The sequence below is a fragment of the Rhodovulum sp. PH10 genome (genome assembly GCF_000293785.1).
In the GTDB taxonomy this organism is placed as follows: Bacteria; Pseudomonadota; Alphaproteobacteria; order Rhizobiales; family Xanthobacteraceae; genus Rhodoplanes.
This window is the reverse complement of sequence record NZ_AKZI01000027.1, coordinates 1-20,795: the sequence shown is the minus strand read 5'-3', so window position 1 is coordinate 20,795 and position 20,795 is coordinate 1. Positions and strand designations below refer to the sequence as shown.

General features: G+C 69.8%; 18 protein-coding genes. 5 read left to right on the top strand and 13 right to left on the bottom strand.

Annotation, left to right across the window (positions count from 1 at the left end; genetic code table 11):
• A partial coding sequence (locus A33M_RS05640) for an MFS transporter (protein ID WP_157223352.1) occupies positions 1-612 on the bottom strand: 612 nt, incomplete at its 3' end.
• 72 nt (positions 613-684) lie between these two features.
• Positions 685-1,074 carry a MerR family transcriptional regulator gene (locus tag A33M_RS05635; protein ID WP_008384455.1) on the bottom strand — a complete coding sequence of 130 codons (390 nt, stop codon included), beginning with the start codon at positions 1,072-1,074 and terminating at the stop codon, positions 685-687.
• Between the two features lie 265 nt (positions 1,075-1,339).
• On the opposite strand from A33M_RS05635, the gene A33M_RS05630 reads away from it, so the two are divergent.
• Positions 1,340-1,639 (top strand): hypothetical protein, encoded by a 300-nt coding sequence (locus A33M_RS05630; RefSeq protein WP_008384453.1) that lies wholly within the window; start codon positions 1,340-1,342, stop codon positions 1,637-1,639.
• A 316-nt stretch (positions 1,640-1,955) separates the two neighbouring features.
• Here the strand turns inward: A33M_RS05630 and A33M_RS05625 are convergent, their stop codons facing one another.
• Both A33M_RS05625 and A33M_RS05620 read right to left on the bottom strand, forming a co-directional pair.
• Complete coding sequence (locus tag A33M_RS05625; RefSeq protein WP_008384451.1) at positions 1,956-2,339, bottom strand: DUF6481 family protein; 384 nt, start codon at positions 2,337-2,339, stop codon at positions 1,956-1,958.
• 209 nt (positions 2,340-2,548) lie between these two features.
• A complete protein-coding gene (locus A33M_RS05620; RefSeq protein ID WP_008384449.1) occupies positions 2,549-5,815 on the bottom strand; it encodes a PAS domain-containing protein in 3,267 nt (1,088 codons plus the stop codon).
• 260 nt (positions 5,816-6,075) lie between these two features.
• On the opposite strand from A33M_RS05620, the gene A33M_RS23725 reads away from it, so the two are divergent.
• The 3 genes from A33M_RS23725 (at position 6,076) to A33M_RS05605 (ending at position 8,723) form a co-directional block, all read left to right on the top strand.
• A complete protein-coding gene (locus A33M_RS23725) occupies positions 6,076-6,474 on the top strand; it encodes a phasin family protein (protein ID WP_008384442.1) in 399 nt (132 codons plus the stop codon).
• Positions 6,475-6,687: 213 nt separating this feature from the next.
• Positions 6,688-7,143 carry a phasin family protein gene (locus tag A33M_RS05610; RefSeq protein ID WP_008384440.1) on the top strand — a complete coding sequence of 152 codons (456 nt, stop codon included), beginning with the start codon at positions 6,688-6,690 and terminating at the stop codon, positions 7,141-7,143.
• A gap of 215 nt (positions 7,144-7,358) precedes the next feature.
• Positions 7,359-8,723 (top strand): pyruvate carboxylase subunit B, encoded by a 1,365-nt coding sequence (locus tag A33M_RS05605; RefSeq protein WP_008384437.1) that lies wholly within the window; start codon positions 7,359-7,361, stop codon positions 8,721-8,723.
• Positions 8,724-8,874: 151 nt separating this feature from the next.
• On the opposite strand, the gene A33M_RS05600 is transcribed toward A33M_RS05605, so the two are convergent.
• From A33M_RS05600 to A33M_RS05560, 9 genes are all read right to left on the bottom strand, one after another.
• The gene (locus A33M_RS05600) at positions 8,875-9,921 is read right to left on the bottom strand and encodes an ABC transporter substrate-binding protein (protein ID WP_052026864.1); all 1,047 of its coding nucleotides are present in this window, start codon (positions 9,919-9,921) and stop codon (positions 8,875-8,877) included.
• 200 nt (positions 9,922-10,121) lie between these two features.
• Entirely contained in the window at positions 10,122-11,141 is a 1,020-nt protein-coding gene (gene ilvC, locus A33M_RS05595) for a ketol-acid reductoisomerase (protein ID WP_008384432.1), read from the bottom strand.
• 147 nt (positions 11,142-11,288) lie between these two features.
• A complete protein-coding gene (locus A33M_RS05590; protein WP_008384430.1) occupies positions 11,289-11,651 on the bottom strand; it encodes a type II toxin-antitoxin system PemK/MazF family toxin in 363 nt (120 codons plus the stop codon).
• Positions 11,632-11,955, bottom strand: coding sequence for an AbrB/MazE/SpoVT family DNA-binding domain-containing protein (locus tag A33M_RS05585; protein WP_008384428.1), 324 nt, complete (start codon positions 11,953-11,955; stop codon positions 11,632-11,634). Before A33M_RS05585 ends, A33M_RS05590 begins: the two co-directional genes overlap by 20 nt.
• Before the next feature lie 168 nt (positions 11,956-12,123).
• Positions 12,124-12,663, bottom strand: coding sequence for an acetolactate synthase small subunit (ilvN, locus tag A33M_RS05580; protein ID WP_008384426.1), 540 nt, complete (start codon positions 12,661-12,663; stop codon positions 12,124-12,126).
• A gap of 79 nt (positions 12,664-12,742) precedes the next feature.
• Positions 12,743-14,503: an acetolactate synthase 3 large subunit gene (locus A33M_RS05575; RefSeq protein WP_008384423.1), complete on the bottom strand. Its 1,761-nt coding sequence runs from the start codon at positions 14,501-14,503 to the stop codon at positions 12,743-12,745.
• A gap of 354 nt (positions 14,504-14,857) precedes the next feature.
• Positions 14,858-15,229: a response regulator gene (locus tag A33M_RS05570; protein ID WP_008384422.1), complete on the bottom strand. Its 372-nt coding sequence runs from the start codon at positions 15,227-15,229 to the stop codon at positions 14,858-14,860.
• Positions 15,226-17,523 (bottom strand): PAS domain S-box protein, encoded by a 2,298-nt coding sequence (locus A33M_RS05565; protein WP_008384420.1) that lies wholly within the window; start codon positions 17,521-17,523, stop codon positions 15,226-15,228. The genes A33M_RS05570 and A33M_RS05565 overlap by 4 nt, the downstream gene beginning before the upstream one ends.
• A gap of 58 nt (positions 17,524-17,581) precedes the next feature.
• Positions 17,582-18,982 carry a response regulator gene (locus tag A33M_RS05560; protein WP_008384418.1) on the bottom strand — a complete coding sequence of 467 codons (1,401 nt, stop codon included), beginning with the start codon at positions 18,980-18,982 and terminating at the stop codon, positions 17,582-17,584.
• 298 nt (positions 18,983-19,280) lie between these two features.
• Between A33M_RS05560 and A33M_RS05555 the strand changes: the two genes are divergently transcribed.
• A complete protein-coding gene (locus A33M_RS05555) occupies positions 19,281-20,717 on the top strand; it encodes a GGDEF domain-containing protein (protein ID WP_008384415.1) in 1,437 nt (478 codons plus the stop codon).
• The last annotated feature ends 78 nt before the right edge of the window (positions 20,718-20,795 follow it).

Here is a 20,795-nt window from a genome sequence, read left to right as displayed (position 1 = left end):
GCCCCGCCCCTTGTCGCGCACCGGCGCGCGGAGCCGGCCGCCGGCGGGCGGCGCCGGGGGCGCCGCGGCGGCGCACCGCCCGGCCAGCAGCAGCACGCCCGCCGCCCCGACGAGATAGCCGACGGCGATCACCGTCGCCACCGTCGCGAGGTCGCCGACCCGGGCGGCGAAGATTTGGACGAGCGGCGCCGAGCCGAGAAACGCGAAGCTCAGCATCGACACCCCGGTCGCCCGCCAGCGCGGCGGCAGCACCTCGACCACCAGCGCCAGCGCCGCCGGCGGAAACGTCGCCGCCGCGAGCCCCTGCAGCACCCGCACGCCGAGCAGCAGACCGAAGCTCTGGACGAACGGCACCAGCGCGGTCGCCGCCGCGATGGCGCCGAGCCCGGCGACCAGGAAGCGGGCGCGGTCGTACCGGTCGGCGAGCGGGCCGAGCACCAGGAAGCCGACCGCATATGCGAGGCCGAAGGCGGAGCCGGCGAGCGCGGCGGTGGCCGGCGCGACGCCGAACCGGTCGGCGATCTGGGCCGTGAGCGGGATCGTCACATAGAGCTCGCCGACCACCAGCACGGCGCAGGCGGTGAGGACGAGCACGAGGGAGAGGAGGCGCATCGCGCGGGTCCTTTCTGTAAGCTTACGTAAACTAGAGATTTGTGGCACGAGAACGGGCCACGGATGTCCCGCTCAGGTCGTCTTCGCCTCGGCGATCAGGCGCGTCATCCGCGCGATATTGGCCTCGATGTCGGCCCGGAACCGGCCGAGCTCGGCGATCTGCCGGTCGGTCCTGGCGAGCTGCTCTTTCAGGATGGCGAGCACCCGCTCCTTGCCCTTGATGCCGGTGGCGTCCTCGAAATAGAGGTCGAGCACGCCGGAAATCTCCTCCAGGCTGAGCCCGAGACTCTTCAGATTGCCGATCTTCTGCAGGCGCTTCAGCGCGGTCTCGTCGTAGTAGCGATAGCCCGCGCCCTCCCGCTCGGCCGGCTGCAGCAGGCCGAGACGCTCGTAATAATGGATCGTCCGGTGGCTCACTCCGGCGCGCCGGGCGAGCTCGCCGATCTGCATCAGCGACGACATGGGTCACCTCGACCTGACGTGAGCTGTAGATTGTACGAAAACGCCTTTCCGTCAAGATGGCGCCGCCGACATTTTCGCGCACAGGGTCGGGGGTCGGAGAAGGACTTCCCGGTGGGAAGATACCGGCGCGCCAGCCGTTCGCGTGTCAATTGAGGGAAAGTTCTTAGTCCCGCCGACCTCGCCCGTATTCCCGTCCGGGTTTCACCGGACTGGCCGCGCGACCTCCCCTCAGGAAACATCCTGATATCGATTTGAGAGGTGCTTCATGGATTGCCGCTACCTCGAGCCGCAGGAAATTGCCGAGATGCTGCGCGGGGCGGTGACGGAGATCGCCGCGATGTGCCGCGAGCCTTCGGCCACCCCGGAGACGCTGGCGCAGTCGGAGCGCTGGACCGCGCGGTGGATCGATCTGGTCGCAGCGATGCTGTGGGACGCGCCGCCGGGCGAGGGCAGCGAGGAGCTGCGCACCGCGCTCGCCGATCTGCGCGAGGTCGCGGCGATGATCGACGGCCGGCTGCCGCCGCGCCGGCCGGCGATCACGGAGCGCGAGGTTTTGCACGGCTGACGCGGGTTCGGATGCTCTCGCGCGCCGACCGGCTTTCCCCTCGCCCGCTCGCGGAAAGAGGGGACCGCCGGACGGTCGGAACGCGCGTTTGCTCGCGCAAGCCGCCGGCGCGAGCGCCGCTCGGGCCGGCGATGCGCTCCACCCGATGGCGCACGAGTGACGGTCCGGCGGGCGCGGGATTTTGCCCGCGACCTCTGCTCCCGAACGTTTCGCGAGAGGTTGCGCCCGGATTTGAGACCCGGATCAGGCACCCGGATCCGGACCTGGCGCCGGCTAGCGGGCCGGACACGCGCGGCCGGGGGGCTCCGAGAAGGCCTCACAGCCCCTTGCGGCGGGCCTTCTTGGCGGCCTTGCGTGCGGCGTAGCGGGCGTCGCGCGCGGCCTTCTGGGCGGCCTTCAGCTCGGCGTCGGCGGCCTCGCGCTCGGCGGCCTCGCGGGCGGCCAGCTCCTCGGCCTCGCGGCGCTCGCGCTCGCGGCGCTCCGCCTCGCGGGCCCGCAGCTCGGCGAGCTCGGCCTCGCGCTTGACGCGGGCGGCTTCGCGCTCGGCCTTGCGGACCAGCCGGTGCGCCTCCAGCTCGGCGCGCCGCGCCTCCAGCTCCGGGTCGGCGGCAGCGGTACGGAATTTGTCCAGCATGGCCTTCTTGGCCGCCGCGGCGGCGCTCTGACGGTCCTGCAGGTCGGGGGAACGGTAACGGCTCATTCGGTCTCCGGTGAAAAGGAAGTCGCGCGGCCGGAAAAAGCCCGGCCCGTCGGCGATCGCGCTGGCGCTGAAGGCCTCGATATAGGCCCCTCGCGAGGTGCCTTCAACACGTGCGATGGGGTTCGGGAAACATGCGTAGGCCGGGCGCGGAAGGCCGGCGGGCCATTCGCGCGGGCGGCGCTCGTTGTGCCACGACGCGGAGGGTTGCGCTACTCCGCCGGTATCTTCGATCGCGGAAAGGTGACCTCGACCAGCGTGCCGTCGTTGACCCGGCTGGAGATCGCGAAGGTTCCGCGGTTCGCCTCCGCCAACGCCTTGGTCAGCGGCAGGCCGAGGCCGGCGCTGGCGGTCGAGGGCGCGGTCGCCACCTCCTTGAAGGGCTGCAGCGCCGTCTCGAGGTCCTTGCCGCTCATCCCGACCCCGGTGTCGCGCACCCGCAAGACCACCTCGCCCTGCGGCGACTGGCCGGTCGAGACGATCACCTGCCCGCCGGCGCCAGTGAGCCGGATCGCGTTCGCCAGCAGGTTGAGGATGATCTGGTGCAGCGAGCGGGCGTCGGCGACGATCGGCGAGAGCTGCGGCGACAGCGAGGTGCGGATGATGATGCGCTCGCGGTTCGCCTGCGGCTGCATGGTGCGCACCGCGCCCTGCACGATCTCGTTGAGGTCGACGGTGGTGAAGGTCAGCTCGAGCGTGCCGGTCTCCGCCCGCGAAAGGTTCAGCATGTCGTCGAGCAGCCCGGCCATCTTCAGCGTGGCGGCGCGCACGTCGCGCAGATGCTCGCGGTAGCGCTCGTGGCCGAGCGGGCCGAAGCGCTCCTCCAGCATCAGCTCGGTGAAGCCGAGAATGGTGTTGAGCGGCGTTCGCGCGTCGTGGCTGAAGGTGGCGACGAACTCGGCCTTGCCGGCGGCGGCGCGTTCGACGTCGCGGCGCAGCGCGGCGAGCGTCTCCTGCTCCTTCTTCACCGGCGAGAGGTCGCGAAACACGGCACACAGCCGGTCGCTGCCGTCGGCCATCGGCCCCATCGTCATGAACAGCGGGATGGCGCCGCCCTGGCGCACCCGGCCGGTCAGCTCGCGGCCCTCGTTGACCAGCAGCGTGCCGGTGTCGCGGATGCGCTCGAGATAGTCGAGCGCGGTCGCCCGGCTGTCCGGGCCGAACAGGTCGGCGAACGGCTCGCCCGCGAGCCCGCCGGGCGTCGCGCCGAACAGGGCTTCCGCGCTGTGATTGGCCGAGACGATGCGGCCGTCGCGGCCGAGCACGACGACGCCGTCGAAGGCGGTGTCGAGCACCGCGCGCAGGTCGCGGATGGTCGCCTCGGCGCGTCCGAGCGCGAGCCCGCTCGCCCCGCCGGGCTCGTCGGCGGCCTGCATCAGGATCAGCGCCAGCGCGCTGTCACCCTCCCACGGGATCGCGACGAGCCGCGCCGCGACCGGCAAACGGTCGCCGCGCTGGGTGAGGATGACGAGCGATCGGCCGAGCGTGTCGGCCGAGGCGGTGACGTCGGCATCGCCGGCGACGAACAGGCTGTCCAGCCCGCCGGCGGCGACCAGATCGGCGAGGCTCGCATGGCCGGTCGTCTCGAGGAAGGTCTTGTTGGCGTAGAGCAGCTCCTCGTAGCGATAGACCAGGAGGCCGACCGGCAGCCGGTCGAGCAGCGCCTTGTGCTCGTCGTCCGCCGCCTTGCCGGCCCCCGCGGCCGCCGCCGCGACCGGCGAGAAGGCGACGTCGAGGCCGGCGCCGGCAAAGCTCTCGCCGGTCAGCGGCTCGCTGAAGAACGGCATCCCGGTGATCGGCTCGCCGGCGAGGCGGGCATGGAGCTGGCGGGCGATCTCCTCGAAGGCGTTGTGCTCGACCGAGCTGAGCTCGGGCGAGCCGGCGCCGCGAAAATCGCCCACGGGCGCCGGGAAGCGCACCACGTTCTCGGCGACCTCGCCGCCTTTGCCGGTCTCGCCGCCCGGCGGATCCGCCTCGCCGTGCCCGGAATCGGGCGAATACGAGCCGGGCGCGTCCGGGCCGGGCGTCCTCGGCGACGACGGCGCATGGCGCGGCGGCAGGCCGCCCGCGGAGGGCGAGAAGCGCGGCGGCGGGGGCGGCGTCTCGGGGGCCGGGCCGTCCGGCGGCGGCTCGGGCGAGGCCGGCATGGTGAACACCGGCGCGCGGGCGCGGCGCTCCAGCGCCGCCAGCCGCACGAGATCGCGGCACACGCCGAACCCGCGATAGCCGAGGAAGCGGCGCTCGCGGTCGTAGATCGGCAGCCCGGACAGCTCGACCGGCAGCCGCTCGTCGCTGTCCTCGACCGGAAAGGCGACGGTGATGCCGCTCCAGGTGTCGCGGGTCGCGACCGCGCGGGCGACCCGGCCCTCGGGATCGAGCCCGAGCACGTCGGCGATCTCCTGCCACGGCCGTCCGAGCGCGATCGCGACTTTTGGCCCGAGCACGTCGGTCAGCTCGTCGGAGCCGAGGGTGAAGCGGCCGTCGGCATCCATCTGCCAGACGAACCGCAGCGGATAGCGCCGCTCGGCCGCGCGCGGGTCGAGCCGCAACAGCGGCGGCCCGTCGAGCGGAATGCGCGAGGTGGGCTTCTCCTCCTCCAGGTCGGCCCAGGCGTCGTCGTCCCACGCGACCGACTCCCACTCGTCGTCGTCGGCAGGCCCGGCAGGCTCGCCTGCACCACTCCCGGCCCCCCTCCCCGCCGCGAACGGCGGGGTGACGACGGTCGCCGTGACGTCGACCGCATACGGCGGTTCGGGAGCCGTCTCGGGAGCCGGCGGTTCGGGAGCCGTCTCGGGCTCGGCCGGCTCGATGGTCTCGGCTTGCGAAAGAACCTCGGCGCCGAAGCGGACCAGGAGCACGGTGGCGTCACCCTCGCCGAGCCGCAGCAGCTCGACGCCGCCGCGGGCGGAGCGGCCGATGACGCAGCCCTCGGCGAGCGCCCGACCGATCAGCGCGTCCGCCTCGAGCGCCGCGAGCGCCGTCGCCCCGGCGAGCCGTTCGCCGGCGGCGTCGTTCGCGTGGACCAGCGTTCCGGCCGGCGTGAAGGCGGCGAACGGCCCCGACAGGTCGGCGAGGAGCCGCGACACCCGCTCGGCGAGCGGCATGGTCCGGTCGCCCGGCTCCTGCGCCACCACCAGCACGGCGGGCGTCTCGTCGATCGTCAGGCGCGAGCAGGCGCACACCAGCGGCCGGCCGAGCCGGCTGCCGAGCGCGCGCAGGCGGTGGAGCGAGGCGACCCCGCCCGGATAGAGGCGAGCGGCGACCCGGGCGATCTCGGCGGCCGCCGGCTGCGACGGGTCGAACCGCCGGCCGGCGATCGCCGCCGGGCTCGCCGCGCCGAGCCGCACCGCCCCGACCGGGTTCGCCCAGACGATCCGGCGGCCGTCGGTGGTCCACACCCAGACCGGCACCGGCCGAACGGCGTGCACGCCGAGCCGAGGATCGCGCAGACGTCCGAGCTCGTCCGATGCCTCCCCCATGCCACCCGTCACTCCATGCGCCTCACGGCTATCGTAAACGAAATCCTAATAATCGCCCCCTGCGCCCGCGTCCACGCACGGGGTTCCGTCGTCAACCGTCGTCGATCGATAACGTTAACGGTGAAAAATGGGTGCGCACGGGCACGCATCCGAAAAACGACCCGCGGGAGTTGTTCCCGTTTGCCTTGTGGATTGTGCAGTGCAATAATACGTCGTTCGAAGGCGGCCGGGGATCGGGTCGCCGACACAGGGAGAGAAGCATGATGAAGACGACGACCGCGCCGTTCGAAATCCCTGCGGAAATGCGGGCCATGGCCGAGCGCAGCGTCGAGCAGGCCAAGCTCGCCTTCAACAACTACATGCAGGCGGCTCAGGAGGCGGTGACGACGTTCGAGGACCGGGTCAAGGCGAGCCAGGCCGGCGCCCAGGGAATCAGCAAGAAAGCCATGAACTTCGCCGAGCGCAACGTGCTCACGAGCTTCGAGTTCGCGCAGAAGATCGTGCAGGCGAAGGACGTCCAGGAGCTGATCCGGATGCAGACCGAGTTCGTCCAGTCGCAGATGCAGGCGCTCAGCGAGCAGATCAAGGATCTCGGCGAGACCGCCACCCGCACGGCAATGGACAGCGTCAAGGCGCCGCCGCGCGGTCCGGGCTCCTGACCGCCGGAGGCGGGATCGGCCCCCTCCCGCCGCCCGTGCCGGAATTGCTGCGATGCAATAATCATGCTGCATCGCAGCGCATTCTGGCGCCCCGGCGCAACTTTTGCGCGCGATCGATTTCCGTCCGGCGCCGCCGGCCGGACCCGTTCGCCCCCGCGGCCGGCCGCCGCGGGCGGCCCGCTCGTTCGACCATCGTGAACACGAGGATGTGACATGGCTTGCGCCACCCCCGAGCCGGGCCCGTTCGGCCTGCCCTGGTTCCCCGTCACCCTGCCCGCCGGCAGCGGCGCCGTCCGCTCCGCGGCCGAGCAGGGCATCGCCCGCGCGCAGCACGCCTATGGCACGATGAAGGCCGCCGGCGAGCGCACCGCGGCCGCGATGGAGGCCAGCATGGCGGCGACCGCCGGCGGCTCCTGCGCCTATGTCGGCAAGCTGATCGAGACGACCCGGCACAACACCAATGCGGTGTTCGACTTTTGGACGGCGCTGCTGGGCAGCCGCTCGCTCGCCGAGGCAACCCACGTCTCCACCGCCCATGCCAGCCGGCAGTTCACCGCCTGCCAAACCCAGGCCCGCGACCTGGCCACCCTCGCCCAGTCCACGCTGCGCGCCGCCACCGCCCCGCTGACGGGCCTGGTGGCGGGCCGCGACGGCCCCGCCTCCGCCTGACCCACGGTCGCGCATCGACGCCGCAGCGCGCCCGCCCGGTCGCCTCGCGCGGCGCCGGCCCGCGGTACATGCCTGCGCGGCGCGGCGGACGGATTGCGTCCGGCCGCCGTCAGGCATTAAAGGTTCCCGTACCCTGATCGGCGAACGCATGGAGCCCGCACGCCATCCGGCGCGCGGGGTGACGCTCGCTGCCATCGAAAACACGGGAGCCGCTCGTGACGACGCAAAAGCCCTTGAAGATCGTCGAGACCGTTCTGCGTGACGGACACCAGTCGCTGGCCGCCACGCGGATGCGGACCTCCGACATGGTTCCCGTTCTCGAGCAGCTCGACGAGATCGGCTACTTCGCGCTCGAGGCCTGGGGCGGCGCCACCTTCGACTCGTGCCTGCGCTTCCTCGACGAGGACCCGTGGGAGCGCCTGCGCATCCTCAAGAAGCACCTCAAGAAGACGCCGATCTCGATGCTGCTGCGCGGGCAGAACGTGCTCGGCTACAACCACTATGCCGACGACGTGGTGGAGACCTTCGTCCAGCGGATGGTCGAGAACGGCATCGGCCTCGTGCGCATCTTCGATGCGCTCAACGACGTGCGCAACCTCGAGGTGGCGATGCGCGCCGCCAAGAAGGCCGGTGCCCACGTGCAGGGCGCGATCGTCTACACGATCAGCCCCTACCACACCACCGAGAACTTCCTGCAGGTCGCCCGCGACCTGGTCGAGCTCGGCGCCGACTCGGTCTGCATCAAGGACATGGCCGGGCTGCTCGCGCCCTACACCGCCTACGACCTGGTCCAGACCATCAAGCAGAAGCTCGGCGTCGTGGTCGACGTGCACAGCCACTACACCAGCGGCATGGCGTCGATGACCTACCTGAAGTCGATGGAGGCCGGCGCCGACATCGTCGACTGCGCGCTGTCGCCGTTCGCGCTCGGCACCTCGCAGCCGGCGACCGAGGCCCTGGTCGCGACCCTCGAGGGGCATCCGCGCGAGACCGGCATCGACAAGGAGAAGCTCTATCCGATCGCCGACCACTTCCGGAAGGTGAAGAAGGATCTGGCCGAGACCTTCAAGCTCAACACCGCGATCGACATCGACACCAAGGTGCTGTCGTTCCAGATCCCGGGCGGGATGCTGTCGAACTTCCTCAACCAGCTCAAGCAGCAGGGCAAGGCCGACAAGTATCCGGAGCTGATCGAGGAGCTGCCGCGGGTGCGCGCCGAGATCGGCTATCCGCCGCTCGTCACCCCGACCAGCCAGATCGTCGGCTCGATGGCCGCCTTCAACGTCATCCTCGGCCGCTACAAGGTGGTGCCGCAGGAGATCAAGGATCTGGCCCGCGGGGCCTATGGCCGCACGCCGGCGCCGATCCAGGACGTGATGAAGGAGGTGATCGCCGGCCAGAAGGTGATCACCCACCGCCCGGCCGACGACATCCCGGCGCAGATGGAGACACTGACGAAGAAGCTCGCGGAGAAGGGCTATCCGAACGCCACCGTCGAGGACGTGCTGTCCTACGCGCTGTTCCCGGAGGTGGCGCTGAAGTTCTTCGCCGCCAACCGCAGCGCCGCGGCGGCGGAGTGACGGCTTTCTGAATGCAGACGGCCCGCCGCCTCGCGGCGGTGGCCCGCCTCGTCCACATCGCGACGACGCAAATGAAAACCCCCTCGGGCGTGCCCGAGGGGGTTTTCGTGCTCGGCCCTGCGGCGACGGAGTGCCCGTCGCCGCCATCGAATCACTTCACGGTCTCGGCGGCCTTCTTCACGAAGCGGCCGTCGAACGTCTTGGACAGGTCGATCTTGGCGTCACGCAGCGGCGCGTCGAACTCGAGCAGCATGTCGTAGGCGTTCTTCATGCCCTTCTCGGGGATGATGCCGGTGGTCGAGTACATCGGCTTGGAGGCCTCGAAGGCCGCCATGTAGAGGTCCTTGTCGCCGAGCCAGTACTGCTCCGGCACGGTCTTCGCCACGTCCTCGGCGGTCGCGGTCTTGAGCCACATCAGCGTGCGATAGAAGGCATTGACGATGCGCTGCGTGGTCTCCGGATTCTTCTCGATGAAGTCGGCCTTCACATAGACGATCGCCGCCGGGTTGTTGCCGCCGAGCAGCTTTTCGCTGCCCTCCTCGGTGCGGGTGTCGGCCACCACCGTCACGTCGCCGTCGCGCACCAGCTTGGTGATGACGGGGTCGAGATTGACGATGGCGTCGAGCTCGCCCTTCTTCACCGCCGCGACCGCCGCCATGCCGGCGCCGACGCCGATCACCGACACGTCGGTCGGCTTCAGCCCGTCCTTGGCGAGCAGCGCGTCGAGAAACAGATTGGTCGAGGAGCCCGGCGCGGTGACGCCGATCACCATGCCTTTCAGGTCGGCGAAGCTCTTGATCTTGTCGGCCTTGTCCTTGCGCACCGCCAGCACGATGCCCGGGAAGCGGCCGAGCTCGATGATCGCGCGGATCTGCTGGCCCTTCGCCTGCATGCGGATGGTGTGCTCGTAGGCGCCGGTGACGACGTCGGCCGAGCCGCCGATCAGCGACTGCAGCGACTTCGAGCCGCCGCCGAAATCGGTGACGGTGACGTCGAGCCCTTCCTTCTGGAAGAAGCCGAGCCGCTCGGTGAGCGTCAGCGGCAGATAATAGAGCAGGCTTTTTCCACCGACGCCGAGCACCAGCGTCGACTTCTCCGGCTCGGCGGCGGCCGCGCGGCCGGCGAGCGGCCCGACCAGGGCGGCGACCGCCACCGCGGCAGCGGTCGCGGCGGCGACGAGCGTTGCAGAAAACTTCATCGAAGTCCTCCCTCGAAGAACGAAACGGTCAGGATGTGAAAACTGTTGTTGTCCACCGTCGATATCGGGCGGAGGCGGCGGGATCAACCGGATTTCGTGACGCGGGGATTCGCGAGCTCGCCGCACTGCAGCATCCCGCAATGCGAAAAGGGCCGCCTCACGGGCGGCCCTCTCCGAACGACTGGTCCAGGCTGGCCTGGTCAGTTCTTGGACTTGTCGACCATCGCGCGCTGCTTGATCCAGGGCATCATCTCGCGCAGCTTCTCGCCGACCTGCTCGACGCCGTGCTGCGCCATCTTGGCGCGCATCGCCTTGAAGGAGGCCTGGTTGACCTTGTTCTCGAGCATCCAGTCCTTCACGAAGGCGCCCGACTGGATGTCGCCCAACACCTTCTTCATCTCGGCCTTGGTCTCGGCGGTGATCAGCCGCGGGCCGGACTTGTACTCGCCATACTCGGCGGTGTTGGAGATCGAGTAGTTCATGGTGGCGATGCCGCCCTCGTAGATGAGGTCGACGATCAGCTTCATCTCGTGGACGCACTCGAAATAGGCCATCTCCGGCGCGTAGCCGGCCTCGACCAGGGTCTCGAACGCGGCCTTCATCAGCTCGACCACGCCGCCGCACAGCACCGCCTGCTCGCCGAACAGGTCGGTCTCGCACTCCTCCTGGAAGGTCGTCTCGATGATGCCGGCGCGGCCGCCGCCGATCGCCGAGCCGTAGGAGAGGCCGATGTCGTGCGCGTTGCCGGAGGCGTCCTGATGGATCGCCAAGAGGCACGGCACGCCGGCGCCGCGCTCGTACTCGGCGCGCACCGTGTGGCCGGGGCCCTTCGGGGCGATCATCAGGACGTCGATGTCCTTGCGGGGGGTGATCAGGTTGAAGTGCACGGTGAGGCCGTGCGCGAACATCATCGCGGCGCCTTCGCGGATGTTGGCGTGGATCTGATCGGTGTAGATGTCGGCCTGCAGCTCGTCGGGCGTCAGCATCATGATCACGTCGGCCCATTTGGCGGCCTCGGCGACCTCCATCACCGGCAGGCCGACGGCCTCGGCCTTGGCGGCGCTGCCCGAGCCCTTGCGCAGGGCGACCGCGACGTTCTTCACGCCGGAATCACGCAGGTTGAGCGCGTGGGCGTGGCCCTGGCTGCCGAAGCCGACGACCGCGACCTTCTTGGTCTTGATCAGATTGAGGTCGGCGTCACGATCGTAATAGACACGCATGGTGTTCCCCTGCTCGGCGGGATTCGGCCGCCCTGGTTGTGATGGGTGTGGCGGGCCCGGACCGCGGGCCGCCGTGGGTGTGGTTCTAGAAGTATCGTGCGGCCGGAACAACCCCGGCCCGCATGGACGTGCCATGCCGGCGGGATTCTATGGTGGGGCTCCCGGTGCGGTGGAAACGGCCTCCAGCCCGAGCAGCGCGACGAGCACGCCCCGGACGTCCTGGAGAACACGATCGGGAGCGCGGTCGATCACGCCGAACATGCGGTGCTCTCGATCGATGCTGCGGACCTGATCGACGAGAACGACGCCTGTTATCTTCAAGCCTTCGGGCAGCAGCACATTGAAGCTCCACGGCTTCGCCCGCGAGGTGATCGGGCAGACGACGCTCCGGCGAGACACCTCGTGGTACGCCCGATCGCTCAGGACGAGTGCCGGACGCCGTCCCGCCTGCTCGGTCCCGAGCACCGGATCGAACTCGACCCAGGCGATGTCACCGCTTTCCGGAAGCATCTTTGTTCGACACGTCGTCGAGCGTGATCTCGCCGCGCGAGTATTCATCGTCGATGATCTCGGAGCCTCGGTCCGGCCCCCAGTCGACGGTCGGCGGCTCGTTCTCGGGTCCCAGCCTGCGGGCCTCGGCGACGAGATCCGCAAGGCGGTATCGGGTGTATCCGACCGCCTGCCTGAGCCGCAGCTCACGCCCCTCCACCGTCACCTCGAGCTCGGTGCCGGGCGAAAGGCCGACCGCCTCGGCCGCTGCCTTGGGCAGCCGGACGGCGAGGCTGTTGCCCCATTTGGCGACCTTGACCTTCATGGCGTCCTTTTCTCGGCGGCTCACGCCCCTCGGATACACAATGTATATCCGAGGAGGCCGAGCGTCCACCGCCCCGAGCCACGGAGCGCCGTCGGGGGCGCCCCGAGTGGTCGCTCCAAAGGGGCGCTCCAAAGGGGCGCCTTCGAGAGGTCGTGCCCCGAGGGGCCGTCACATCCCGTCCGGGCCGCGGGAGATCGCGACGATGCCGGTGCGCGAGACCTCGACCAGGCCGAGCGGCAGCATCAGGCTGACGAACTGGTCGATCTTGTCGGCGGCGCCGGTGATCTCGAACACGAAGCTCTCCACCGTGGCGTCGATCACGCGGGCGCGGAACGCGTCGGCGAGGCGCAGCGCCTCGACCCGGTTGTCGCCCTTGCCGCGCACCTTCACCATGGCGAGCTCGCGCTCGATCGCACGGGCCTGCACGGTCATGTCGACCACGCGGTGCACCGGCACCATGCGCTCGAGCTGATGCTTGATCTGCTCGATCACCATCGGCGTGCCGCGCGTCACGATGGTGATGCGCGAGAGATGCGCCTCGTGCTCGGTCTCCGAGACGGTCAGGCTCTCGATGTTGTAGCCGCGACCGGAGAAGAGGCCGATCACCCGGGCGAGCACGCCGGGCTCGTTGTCGACCTTGACCGACAGCGTGTGGGTCTCGATCGCCTCGCTCACGGTGGCGACCGGATAGTGACTGGTTGCACTCATGGAAATGTCTCGTTTGCCAATCGAAAGCGACGCCCCGCATCCCGCGCCGGCGAGGGCGCGGGATGCGAGCATCCGATCCTCACACCATCACCTTGCCTTCCTCGGTGATCGCCTCGTCGAGATTCTCGACCGCGTCACCGAGCAGCATGTCGTTGTGGGCGCGGCCCGACGGGATCATCGGGAAGCAGTTTTCCGCCGGATCGACCACGCAGTCGAAGATCACCGGCTGGTCGACCGAGATCATCTCGCGGATCGCGTCGTCGAGGTCGGCCGGCTTCTCGCAGCGCAGGCCGACCGCGTGGAACGCCTCGGCGAGCTTCACGAAGTCCGGCAAGGCCTCGGAATAGCTCTGCGAGTAGCGGCCGCCGTGCAGCAGCTCCTGCCACTGCCGCACCATCCCCATGTAGTGGTTGTTGAGGATGAAGATCTTGATCGGCAGCCGGTACTGAACCGCGGTCGCCATCTCCTGCATGGTCATCTGCACCGACGCCTCGCCGGCGATGTCGACCACCAGCGAGTTCGGATGCGCGAGCTGCACGCCGACCGCCGCCGGCAGGCCGTAGCCCATGGTGCCGAGACCACCCGAGGTCATCCAGCGGTTCGGCTCCTCGAAGCCGTAGAACTGGGCGGCCCACATCTGGTGCTGGCCGACCTCGGTGGTGATGTAGGTGTCGCGGTCTTTTGTCAGCTCGTAGAGGCGCTGAATGGCGTATTGCGGCTTGATCACCTCGTCGGACGGCTTGTAGGCGAGGCTTTTGCGCGCGCGCCAGCCATCGATCTTCTTCCACCACGACTTCTGGGCGGGCCCCTGCGTCTCGCCCGGATTCTGCGTCCACAGCCGCAGCATCTCGGACAGCACCTCGGCGCAGTCGCCGAGGATCGGCAGGTCGACCTTGACGTTCTTGTTGATCGAGGAGGGATCGATGTCGACGTGGATCTTTCGCGAGACCGGCGCGAAGGCGTCGAGCCGGCCGGTGATGCGGTCGTCGAACCGCGCGCCGATGCAGATCATCAGGTCGCAGTCGTGCATCGCCATGTTCGACTCGTAGGTGCCGTGCATGCCGAGCATGCCGAGCCACTGCGGGCCGGAGGCGGGATAGGCACCGAGGCCCATCAGCGTCGAGGTGATCGGGAAGCCGGTCGCCTGCACCAGCTGGCGCAGGAGCTCGGTCGCCTTGGGGCCGGAATTGATCACGCCGCCGCCGGTGTAGAACACCGGGCGCTTGGCGGTGCGCATCATCGCCACCGCCTGCTCGATGCGGGCCGGATCGCCCTTGGTCTTCGGCACGTAGCCGCGATGCGGGTTGGTCTTGGGCTTGGCATAAGTGCCGGTGGCGAACTGCACGTCCTTCGGCACGTCGATCACCACCGGGCCGGGCCGCCCGGTCGAGGCGACGTGGAACGCCTCGTGCAGGATGCGCGGCAGGTCGGCGATGTTCTTCACGAGGTAATTGTACTTGGTGCAGGGCCGGGTGATGCCGACGGTGTCGCACTCCTGGAAGGCGTCGTTGCCGATCAGGTGGGTCGGCACCTGGCCGGAGATGCAGACCAGCGGGATCGAGTCGCACATCGCATCGGCGAGGCCGGTCACCGCATTGGTGGCACCGGGGCCGGAGGTGACGATCACGCAGCCGACCTTGCCGGTCGAGCGGGCATAGCCTTCCGCCGCGTGCACCGCGCCCTGCTCGTGCCGGACCAGGATGTGGCGCACCTTGTCCTGATGGAACAGCGCGTCGTAGATCGGCAGGACCGCGCCGCCCGGATATCCGAAGACGTGCTCGACCCCCTGGTCGATCATCGCCTGGATGATCATCTCGGCGCCGCTCATCTCCTTGGTCATCTCGATTTCTCCGCCTCGTCGGTGTTCCGGTGAATGCCGCCGGTCTGCACGATTGAAAAGGGCTCAAGAACGAAAAAAGGGCCTCCAGGGCCCCTTGCACAGCACGCCATCACGGTCCGGATCGTCAGGGCGATCCCCGGATGGCGCGCCGTCCTACGATGAGCTTGGAAACAAAATTGCGCATCTGCCCTGCTTTCGCGTCGAAAGTTGCCCGGCCTTATAGTCGAGCCGTCGGGACCGGTCAAGGAGGTTAAAGCGCGATTGCGCCCTTCCCGCGGCGAAAAACGCATTTGCGGCGCCCGCGTCCTGCCCGCGCGCGCGGCGCGGCGGCCGGGCCGGGGTTCGGGGCGGTCGTCAGGCCGCCATGAAGCGGCGCACCTGCGAGGCGAGCGTCATCGGGTCGAACGGCTTGGCGATCACCCCGGCCGCACCGAGCGCGACGAAGTGCTCGCGCTCGTGCACCTGCGTGCGGGCCGTCATGAAGACGACCGGGATCGGCCGGGTCTCGGGGTCGCGCATCAGCTCGCCGAGCGCGGTCGGGCCGTCCATGCCGGGCATCATCACGTCGAGCAGCACCAGGTCCGGGTGCCATTCGGTCGCCACCTCGAGCATGTCCTCCGCCTTCTCGCAGCCCTTGACGTCGAGCGCGGCGTCGAGGCCGAGCGACAGCGCGATCACCTCGCGGATGTCGGGATCGTCGTCGCAGAACAGAACACGTTGCGTCATGCCGCTCCTTTCTCCTGGCTCGTGTCGTCGACACTGCCGGTTTCCAAGACGCGGCGCAGCACGGCGAGCAGCTCCAGCACCGAGACGGGGGACTTCTTCAGCACGGCCGCGGCGCGCTGGAGGACGCGCTCCTCGACCTCACCGCCGGCATGGACGACCACCGGGATGTCGCGCCCGTCGCGCCCCTGGAGGTACGGCAGGAGGTCGCTGCTCCGCCCGTCGGACAGCACCGTCTCGATCAGCGCGGCGTCGAAGCGGCCGTATTGCAACAGGCCGCGGGCTTCCTCGAGCGAGCGCGCCGGCACGAAGTCGAACTCGCGCTTCATCAGGCCGGACACGAGGTCCTGCATCTCCTCCTCGTGGTCGACATGAAGGATGCGCGGCCGGCCGTCGCCGACCTTGGCCCGCTCGAGAATGGGGATCAGCCGCTCGTCGGCGGCGGAATCGAGCCAGCCGACGACGCCGAGATCGTCGAACCGGGTGTCGTCGTCGCGGCTGGTGCCGTCGCTCGCCACCACCACCACCGGCGTCGCGCCATGGGCGGGAAGCGCCCGCAGGCGGCGGACCAACTCGACGCCGTCCATGTCGCGCGGCGGCAGCTCGATCACGAACAGGCCGCAATGGTCGAGCGCCGGGTGGCCGAGCGCGGCGGCCGCGGTCGGCACGGTGTCGACCTGGAAGCCGCGCGAGCGCACCGCCGCGCACAGCGTCGCCGACTGGTCGAAGTCGCCGCTGCAGATCATCGCGTGCGGCCGCGAGGCGCTCCGCGGACCGCTCGCCTTCCTGGCCCCGAGCCCGGCATCGGCCGGCAGGTCGAAACGGAAGACCGTGCCGCCGCCCGGCGCGTCGTCGAAGCCGACCTTGCCGCCGTGCTGGTCGACGATCTGCTTGACGATGTGCAGGCCGAGCCCGCTGCCCTCGCGCTTCTGCCCGTCGCTCTCGGTCGCCTGGGCGAACTTGCCGAACAGCCGCCCGCGCAGCTCCTCCGGCACGCCCGGCCCGTGATCGCGCACCGACACCCGCACCGCGCCGCCGACCCGCTGCACGCCGACCTCGACGACGCCGTCCTTCGGCGAGAACTTGCAGGCGTTGGCGAGCAGGTTGACGACCACCTGGGTGATCCGGTCGGGATCGGCGAACACGCTCGCCCGGACGGCGTCGCGGGCGAGCGCGACGCGCACGCCGTACTGGTCGGCAAAACCGCGATTGCTCTCGATCGCCTGCTCGACCAGCGCGCGGATCTCGGTGCGACGATACTCGAACACCGCCTTCCCGGCCTCGATCTTCTCGATGTCGAGCATGTCGTTGACGAGGCGGACCAGCCGCATGCCGTTGGTGTGGGCGATCGACAGGAGGCGGGCGGCCGGCGGCGGCAGGCTGCCGGCGACGCCGCCGAGCAGCAGGCCGAGGGTGCCGATGATCGAGGTGAGCGGCGTTCTCAGCTCGTGGCTGACGGTGGCGATGAACTCGTCCTTCATCCGCTCGACCCGGCGCCGCTCGCGCACGTCGGAGATCACGCCGAGATGCATCTGCCGGCCCTCCAGCATGAACGGCGTGAGGCCGATCTCGAACTCGATCTCCTCGCCTTCCTTGCTGCAGCCGGTCATCACCCGGCCGAAGGTGTTGCGCGGGTTGCCGCCGCGCGCGGCGAACTCGCTGCGCACCAGCACGTGGCGGCTGCGCATCCGCTGCGGCACCAGGATCTCGACCGGCTGGCCGATCAGCTCCTCGCGGCCATAGCCGAACAGGGCCTCGGTCGCCTCGTTGACCATCACCACGACGCCGCCGGAATCGGTCACGATCAGCCCGTTCGGGCAGGTCTCGACGACCAGGGCGAACATCCGCTCGGCGGTCTTCTGCCCGGTGATGTCGCTGGAGATCGAGCACACGCCGACGATCTCGCCGCCATCGGAGCGGATCGGCGACAAGGTGACGACGACGTGGACCTTGCGGCCGCCCTTGGCGAGCCGGACCGCCTCGTAGGTCTCCACCCGCTCACCCTTGCAGATCGCCTCGTAATACTCGCGGATGGTGACGCCCTCGCCGGACGGCAGGATCAGGTCGATCGGGCAGCCGACCGCCTCCTCGGCGGTGTAGCCGAGCATCCGCTCGGCGCCGGGGCTCCAGCTGGTGATGACGCCGTCGAGATCGACGGTGACGAAGGCGTGGATCGAGGATTCGACCGCGGCGACGTAGAACGTGTCCGATCGCCAGACGCCGTCGACCGCCGCCACATCCGGCGCGAGCGGGGCGGACGGTCGGTCGCGTTTCAACAGCCAGGACAACGACGGCACGTGAGTCTCCGACGGCTTCGGCCGGCCCGGTGCGGACGGTGCGCCGGCCGGCTCACGATCAATCGACGAACTCGACTCCCAGCTCCTTGCCGCTCTGCCAGCGCCGGCACACCCGCCGCCGCACGCCCATGCTGGGGATGGACAGCTCGAACTTTTCCGGCGCGATGAAATGTCCCTCCACCCGCAGCCGCGCGCCGGTCGCGGAAATGTCGCGGATGGTGCAGTCGATCGCCGACACGAGGTTCGGCAGCACGACCTGGCCGCGCTTGTAGACGCGATGGCGCGGCGCGCTGCGGCGATCGCTCGCCCGCTGGATCCGGGTCGCCGGACGCGCCTCGGCGGCCGCCTCCGGCACGCCCGTGGCCGGCCCGCTCGCGGTCGCCTCCGCGGTCTCCGTCAGGTCCGCGACGGCCGAGGATGTCGGGGATGCCGGCGCCGGCGAAAATTCCGGCGCCTTCGGGGCGGCGGCTCCGTCGAGCGCGGCGGCGGCCAGTGCCAGCTCGGCCTCGCCGGCGCCCTCGGCGGCGATCGCATAGGCGCCGCCGCGCCGGCGCGCATTGTCGAGCGCCCGCTCGGCCGCCGCCAGCACGTCGCCCATCGACGGCCCGTTGAGCGGGAAGATGGCGCCGCCGATCGAGGCGGTCAGCCGCAAGCCGACGGTGTCGAAATTGACGTCGAACGACAGCGCCTGCACCAGCCGGCGGCAGGTGTAGGTGATGGTCTTGAAGCGCACGTCGACGTCGGTGATCGAGACGAACCGGCGCTCGTCGTAGACGCCGCAGAGATCGTAGGGGCCGAGCGACTCCTTCAGCCTCGCGACGAAGGCGCGCAGCGCGCGGTCGGCGAACACCATGCCGAGGTCCGCGCGCACGGTGTCGAGATCGTCGATCTCGATCAGCACGACGGCGCAGCGGCCGCTCCGCCGGCTGCGGGCGATGGCGGCCAGCCGCTCGTCGATCGCCGCGCGGCTGTAGAGGCCGGTGGCGTCGTCGAACTCGGAGCGGCGCTTGAGGCGGGCGAGCTCGAGGTCGTTGGCCACCGCCTGCGCGCGGCGCTCCATCGCGTCGAGCAGCGAGCGAAACAGCTCGTCCGGCTTCATGCCGTCCTTCAGCACGTAGTCGGCGATGCCGCCGCGGAACGCCTTGATGATGGTGCGCTCGTTGCGCTCGACGGTGAGCATCACGATCGGCGGCGGGTCGCGCATGGTGGCGCGCAGCCGCTCCTGGATCGCCAGCCCGTTCTCGTCGACCAGGTTGTAGTCGAGCAGGATGCAGTCGACCGGCTCGGCGGCGAGGATCGCGAACAGGTCGCGGCCGCAGGCCGCAGGCCGCACCCGGCAATTGGCCGAGCGGAGCAGCACCGCGAGATAGTCGCGAAACACGTCGTCGTCCTCGACGACCACGATCGAGGGGTTCTTCGACGCGACGAGGGTCGCGGGATCGGGATTGATCGCGAGCATGTCGACGGCTCCGCCTGCTTCCCAAATACCTTCGGCTCGTGTCGCAAGGCGAGTGAATCACCCGTTCTCGACTCTGAGATGCTAGCGATTAACAGGAAATGTAAGCAAGGACTACGTATTGGCTTCGCCACAAACTTCCCATACCTCGATATGGTACAAGGTACAATCGTATTACTGAATAGTTCGGACAGAAAGAACGAAACTATTCGGCAATCAATCGATCGCTATTCTCGACGGCATTTCCGCCGCGAACGGGCTTCGGCGGTCGTCCGAACGGCGCACCGAGAGCAGGCAACGCATGACGTCTCGCGACCACCCGAACGGCCCGTCCGGATGCCCGGACGGCGTGCGCCACCGCGGTGCCGAGGGCGGCGGAGCCACGGGCGGCGCCGTCCCGCTCGCCGCCCCGGTCGCCCGCACGCCGCTCGGGCCGCCCGAGGATCCCGACAACGAGGGCGTCGTCGCCCTCTTCTCCGGCGCCGGGGAGACCGACGCGCTGCTGCGGATGCTGGCGCCGCTGCCCTACGACATCGTCAGCGGCGCCCTCCCCGAGGGCAACGGCACGCCCGAGCGCCCGCTGCTCGCGGCGATCGTCACCGACACGGTCGAGGCGCCGCTGGCGCTGTGCAAGCAGGTCTCGGCGCACTGCCCGGTCGCCCTGCTCACCGGCAACTCGCAGTTCGAGTTCCGTCTCGCCGCGGCGCGCGCCGGGGTCGACGTGCTGCTGTTCCGGCCGATCGACCAGACCGAGTTCTTCAACTGGGTGGAGCATCAGACCGAGCGGCAGAGCAGCGCGCCGCTGTCGGTGCTGGCGGTCGACGACGACCCCGACCTCGCCGATCTCTACGCCGCGGCGCTCGGCGAGGCCGGCATGGAGGTGCACGTCGCCGCCAATGCGGCGGCGGCGTTCGACCAGCTCAATGCCGGCCAGCCCGACCTGATCCTGCTCGACGTGCAGATGCCCGAGGTCGACGGCATCGAGATCGCCAAGATCATCCGCCAGACCCGGCGGTTCGTCTCGGTGCCGATCGTCTTCGTGTCGGCCGAGCGCGACACCGTGCGCCAGCTCGAGGCGCGCCGGTTCGGCGGCGACGAGTTCGTCTCCAAGCCGATCGACCTCGAGCATCTCGTCTCGATCGTGCGGCTGCGCGCCGAGCGGGCCAAGCTGATGCGCTCGATCATGGAGCGCGACGGCCTGACCGGCCTGCTCAATCATGGCCGCTTCAAGGAGCGGCTCGTCCACGAGCTCGAGCGCTGCCGCCGCACCGGCACCGAGATCAGCCTGGCGATGATCGACCTCGACCGCTTCAAGCAGATCAACGACACCCACGGGCATCTCACCGGCGACGCGGTGATCCGCGCGCTGTCGGGCTCGCTCGGCTCGGGGCTTCGTCGGATCGACATCATCGGCCGCTACGGCGGCGAGGAGTTCGGCGTGATCATGCTCGACACCCCGCCGGCCGCCGCCCGCGCGGCGATCGACCGGCAGCGGCGGCGGTTCGGCGACATCGCCTTCGGCGACGCCGGCCGGCGTTTCTATGCGAGCTTCAGCGCCGGGGTGGCGGGCAGCCGCACCCATCCGGAGATCGACGCGCTGATCGCCGCCGCCGACGAGGCGCTGTATGCCGCCAAGCGCGGCGGCCGCAATCGCGTGGTCGCGGCCGCCGATGCCGAGGCGGGCGACGCGGGCGAGCCGGAGGCGGTCGCCCGGCCGCGCGCCGCCGCGCATCGCTGAGAGCCCGTTTGGAAACTCGGACGCGGGCTGCGTTGCGGCGCGAACTGCCGGAGGCCAGGAGAAAAGCGATGCCGATAT

Coding starts and splice junctions, on each gene's coding strand:
- A33M_RS05555 (WP_008384415.1), top strand. CDS start 19,281: ATGACGTCTCGCGACCACCCGAACGGCCCGTCCGGATGCCCGGACGGC.
- A33M_RS05560 (WP_008384418.1), bottom strand. CDS start 18,982: ATGCTCGCGATCAATCCCGATCCCGCGACCCTCGTCGCGTCGAAGAAC.
- A33M_RS05620 (WP_008384449.1), bottom strand. CDS start 5,815: ATGGGGGAGGCATCGGACGAGCTCGGACGTCTGCGCGATCCTCGGCTC.
- ilvC (WP_008384432.1), bottom strand. CDS start 11,141: ATGCGTGTCTATTACGATCGTGACGCCGACCTCAATCTGATCAAGACC.
- A33M_RS05610 (WP_008384440.1), top strand. CDS start 6,688: ATGGCTTGCGCCACCCCCGAGCCGGGCCCGTTCGGCCTGCCCTGGTTC.
- A33M_RS05585 (WP_008384428.1), bottom strand. CDS start 11,955: ATGAAGGTCAAGGTCGCCAAATGGGGCAACAGCCTCGCCGTCCGGCTG.
- A33M_RS05635 (WP_008384455.1), bottom strand. CDS start 1,074: ATGTCGTCGCTGATGCAGATCGGCGAGCTCGCCCGGCGCGCCGGAGTG.
- A33M_RS05630 (WP_008384453.1), top strand. CDS start 1,340: ATGGATTGCCGCTACCTCGAGCCGCAGGAAATTGCCGAGATGCTGCGC.
- A33M_RS05575 (WP_008384423.1), bottom strand. CDS start 14,503: ATGACCAAGGAGATGAGCGGCGCCGAGATGATCATCCAGGCGATGATC.
- A33M_RS05625 (WP_008384451.1), bottom strand. CDS start 2,339: ATGAGCCGTTACCGTTCCCCCGACCTGCAGGACCGTCAGAGCGCCGCC.
- A33M_RS05590 (WP_008384430.1), bottom strand. CDS start 11,651: ATGCTTCCGGAAAGCGGTGACATCGCCTGGGTCGAGTTCGATCCGGTG.
- A33M_RS05600 (WP_052026864.1), bottom strand. CDS start 9,921: ATGAAGTTTTCTGCAACGCTCGTCGCCGCCGCGACCGCTGCCGCGGTG.
- A33M_RS23725 (WP_008384442.1), top strand. CDS start 6,076: ATGATGAAGACGACGACCGCGCCGTTCGAAATCCCTGCGGAAATGCGG.
- A33M_RS05570 (WP_008384422.1), bottom strand. CDS start 15,229: ATGACGCAACGTGTTCTGTTCTGCGACGACGATCCCGACATCCGCGAG.
- ilvN (WP_008384426.1), bottom strand. CDS start 12,663: ATGAGTGCAACCAGTCACTATCCGGTCGCCACCGTGAGCGAGGCGATC.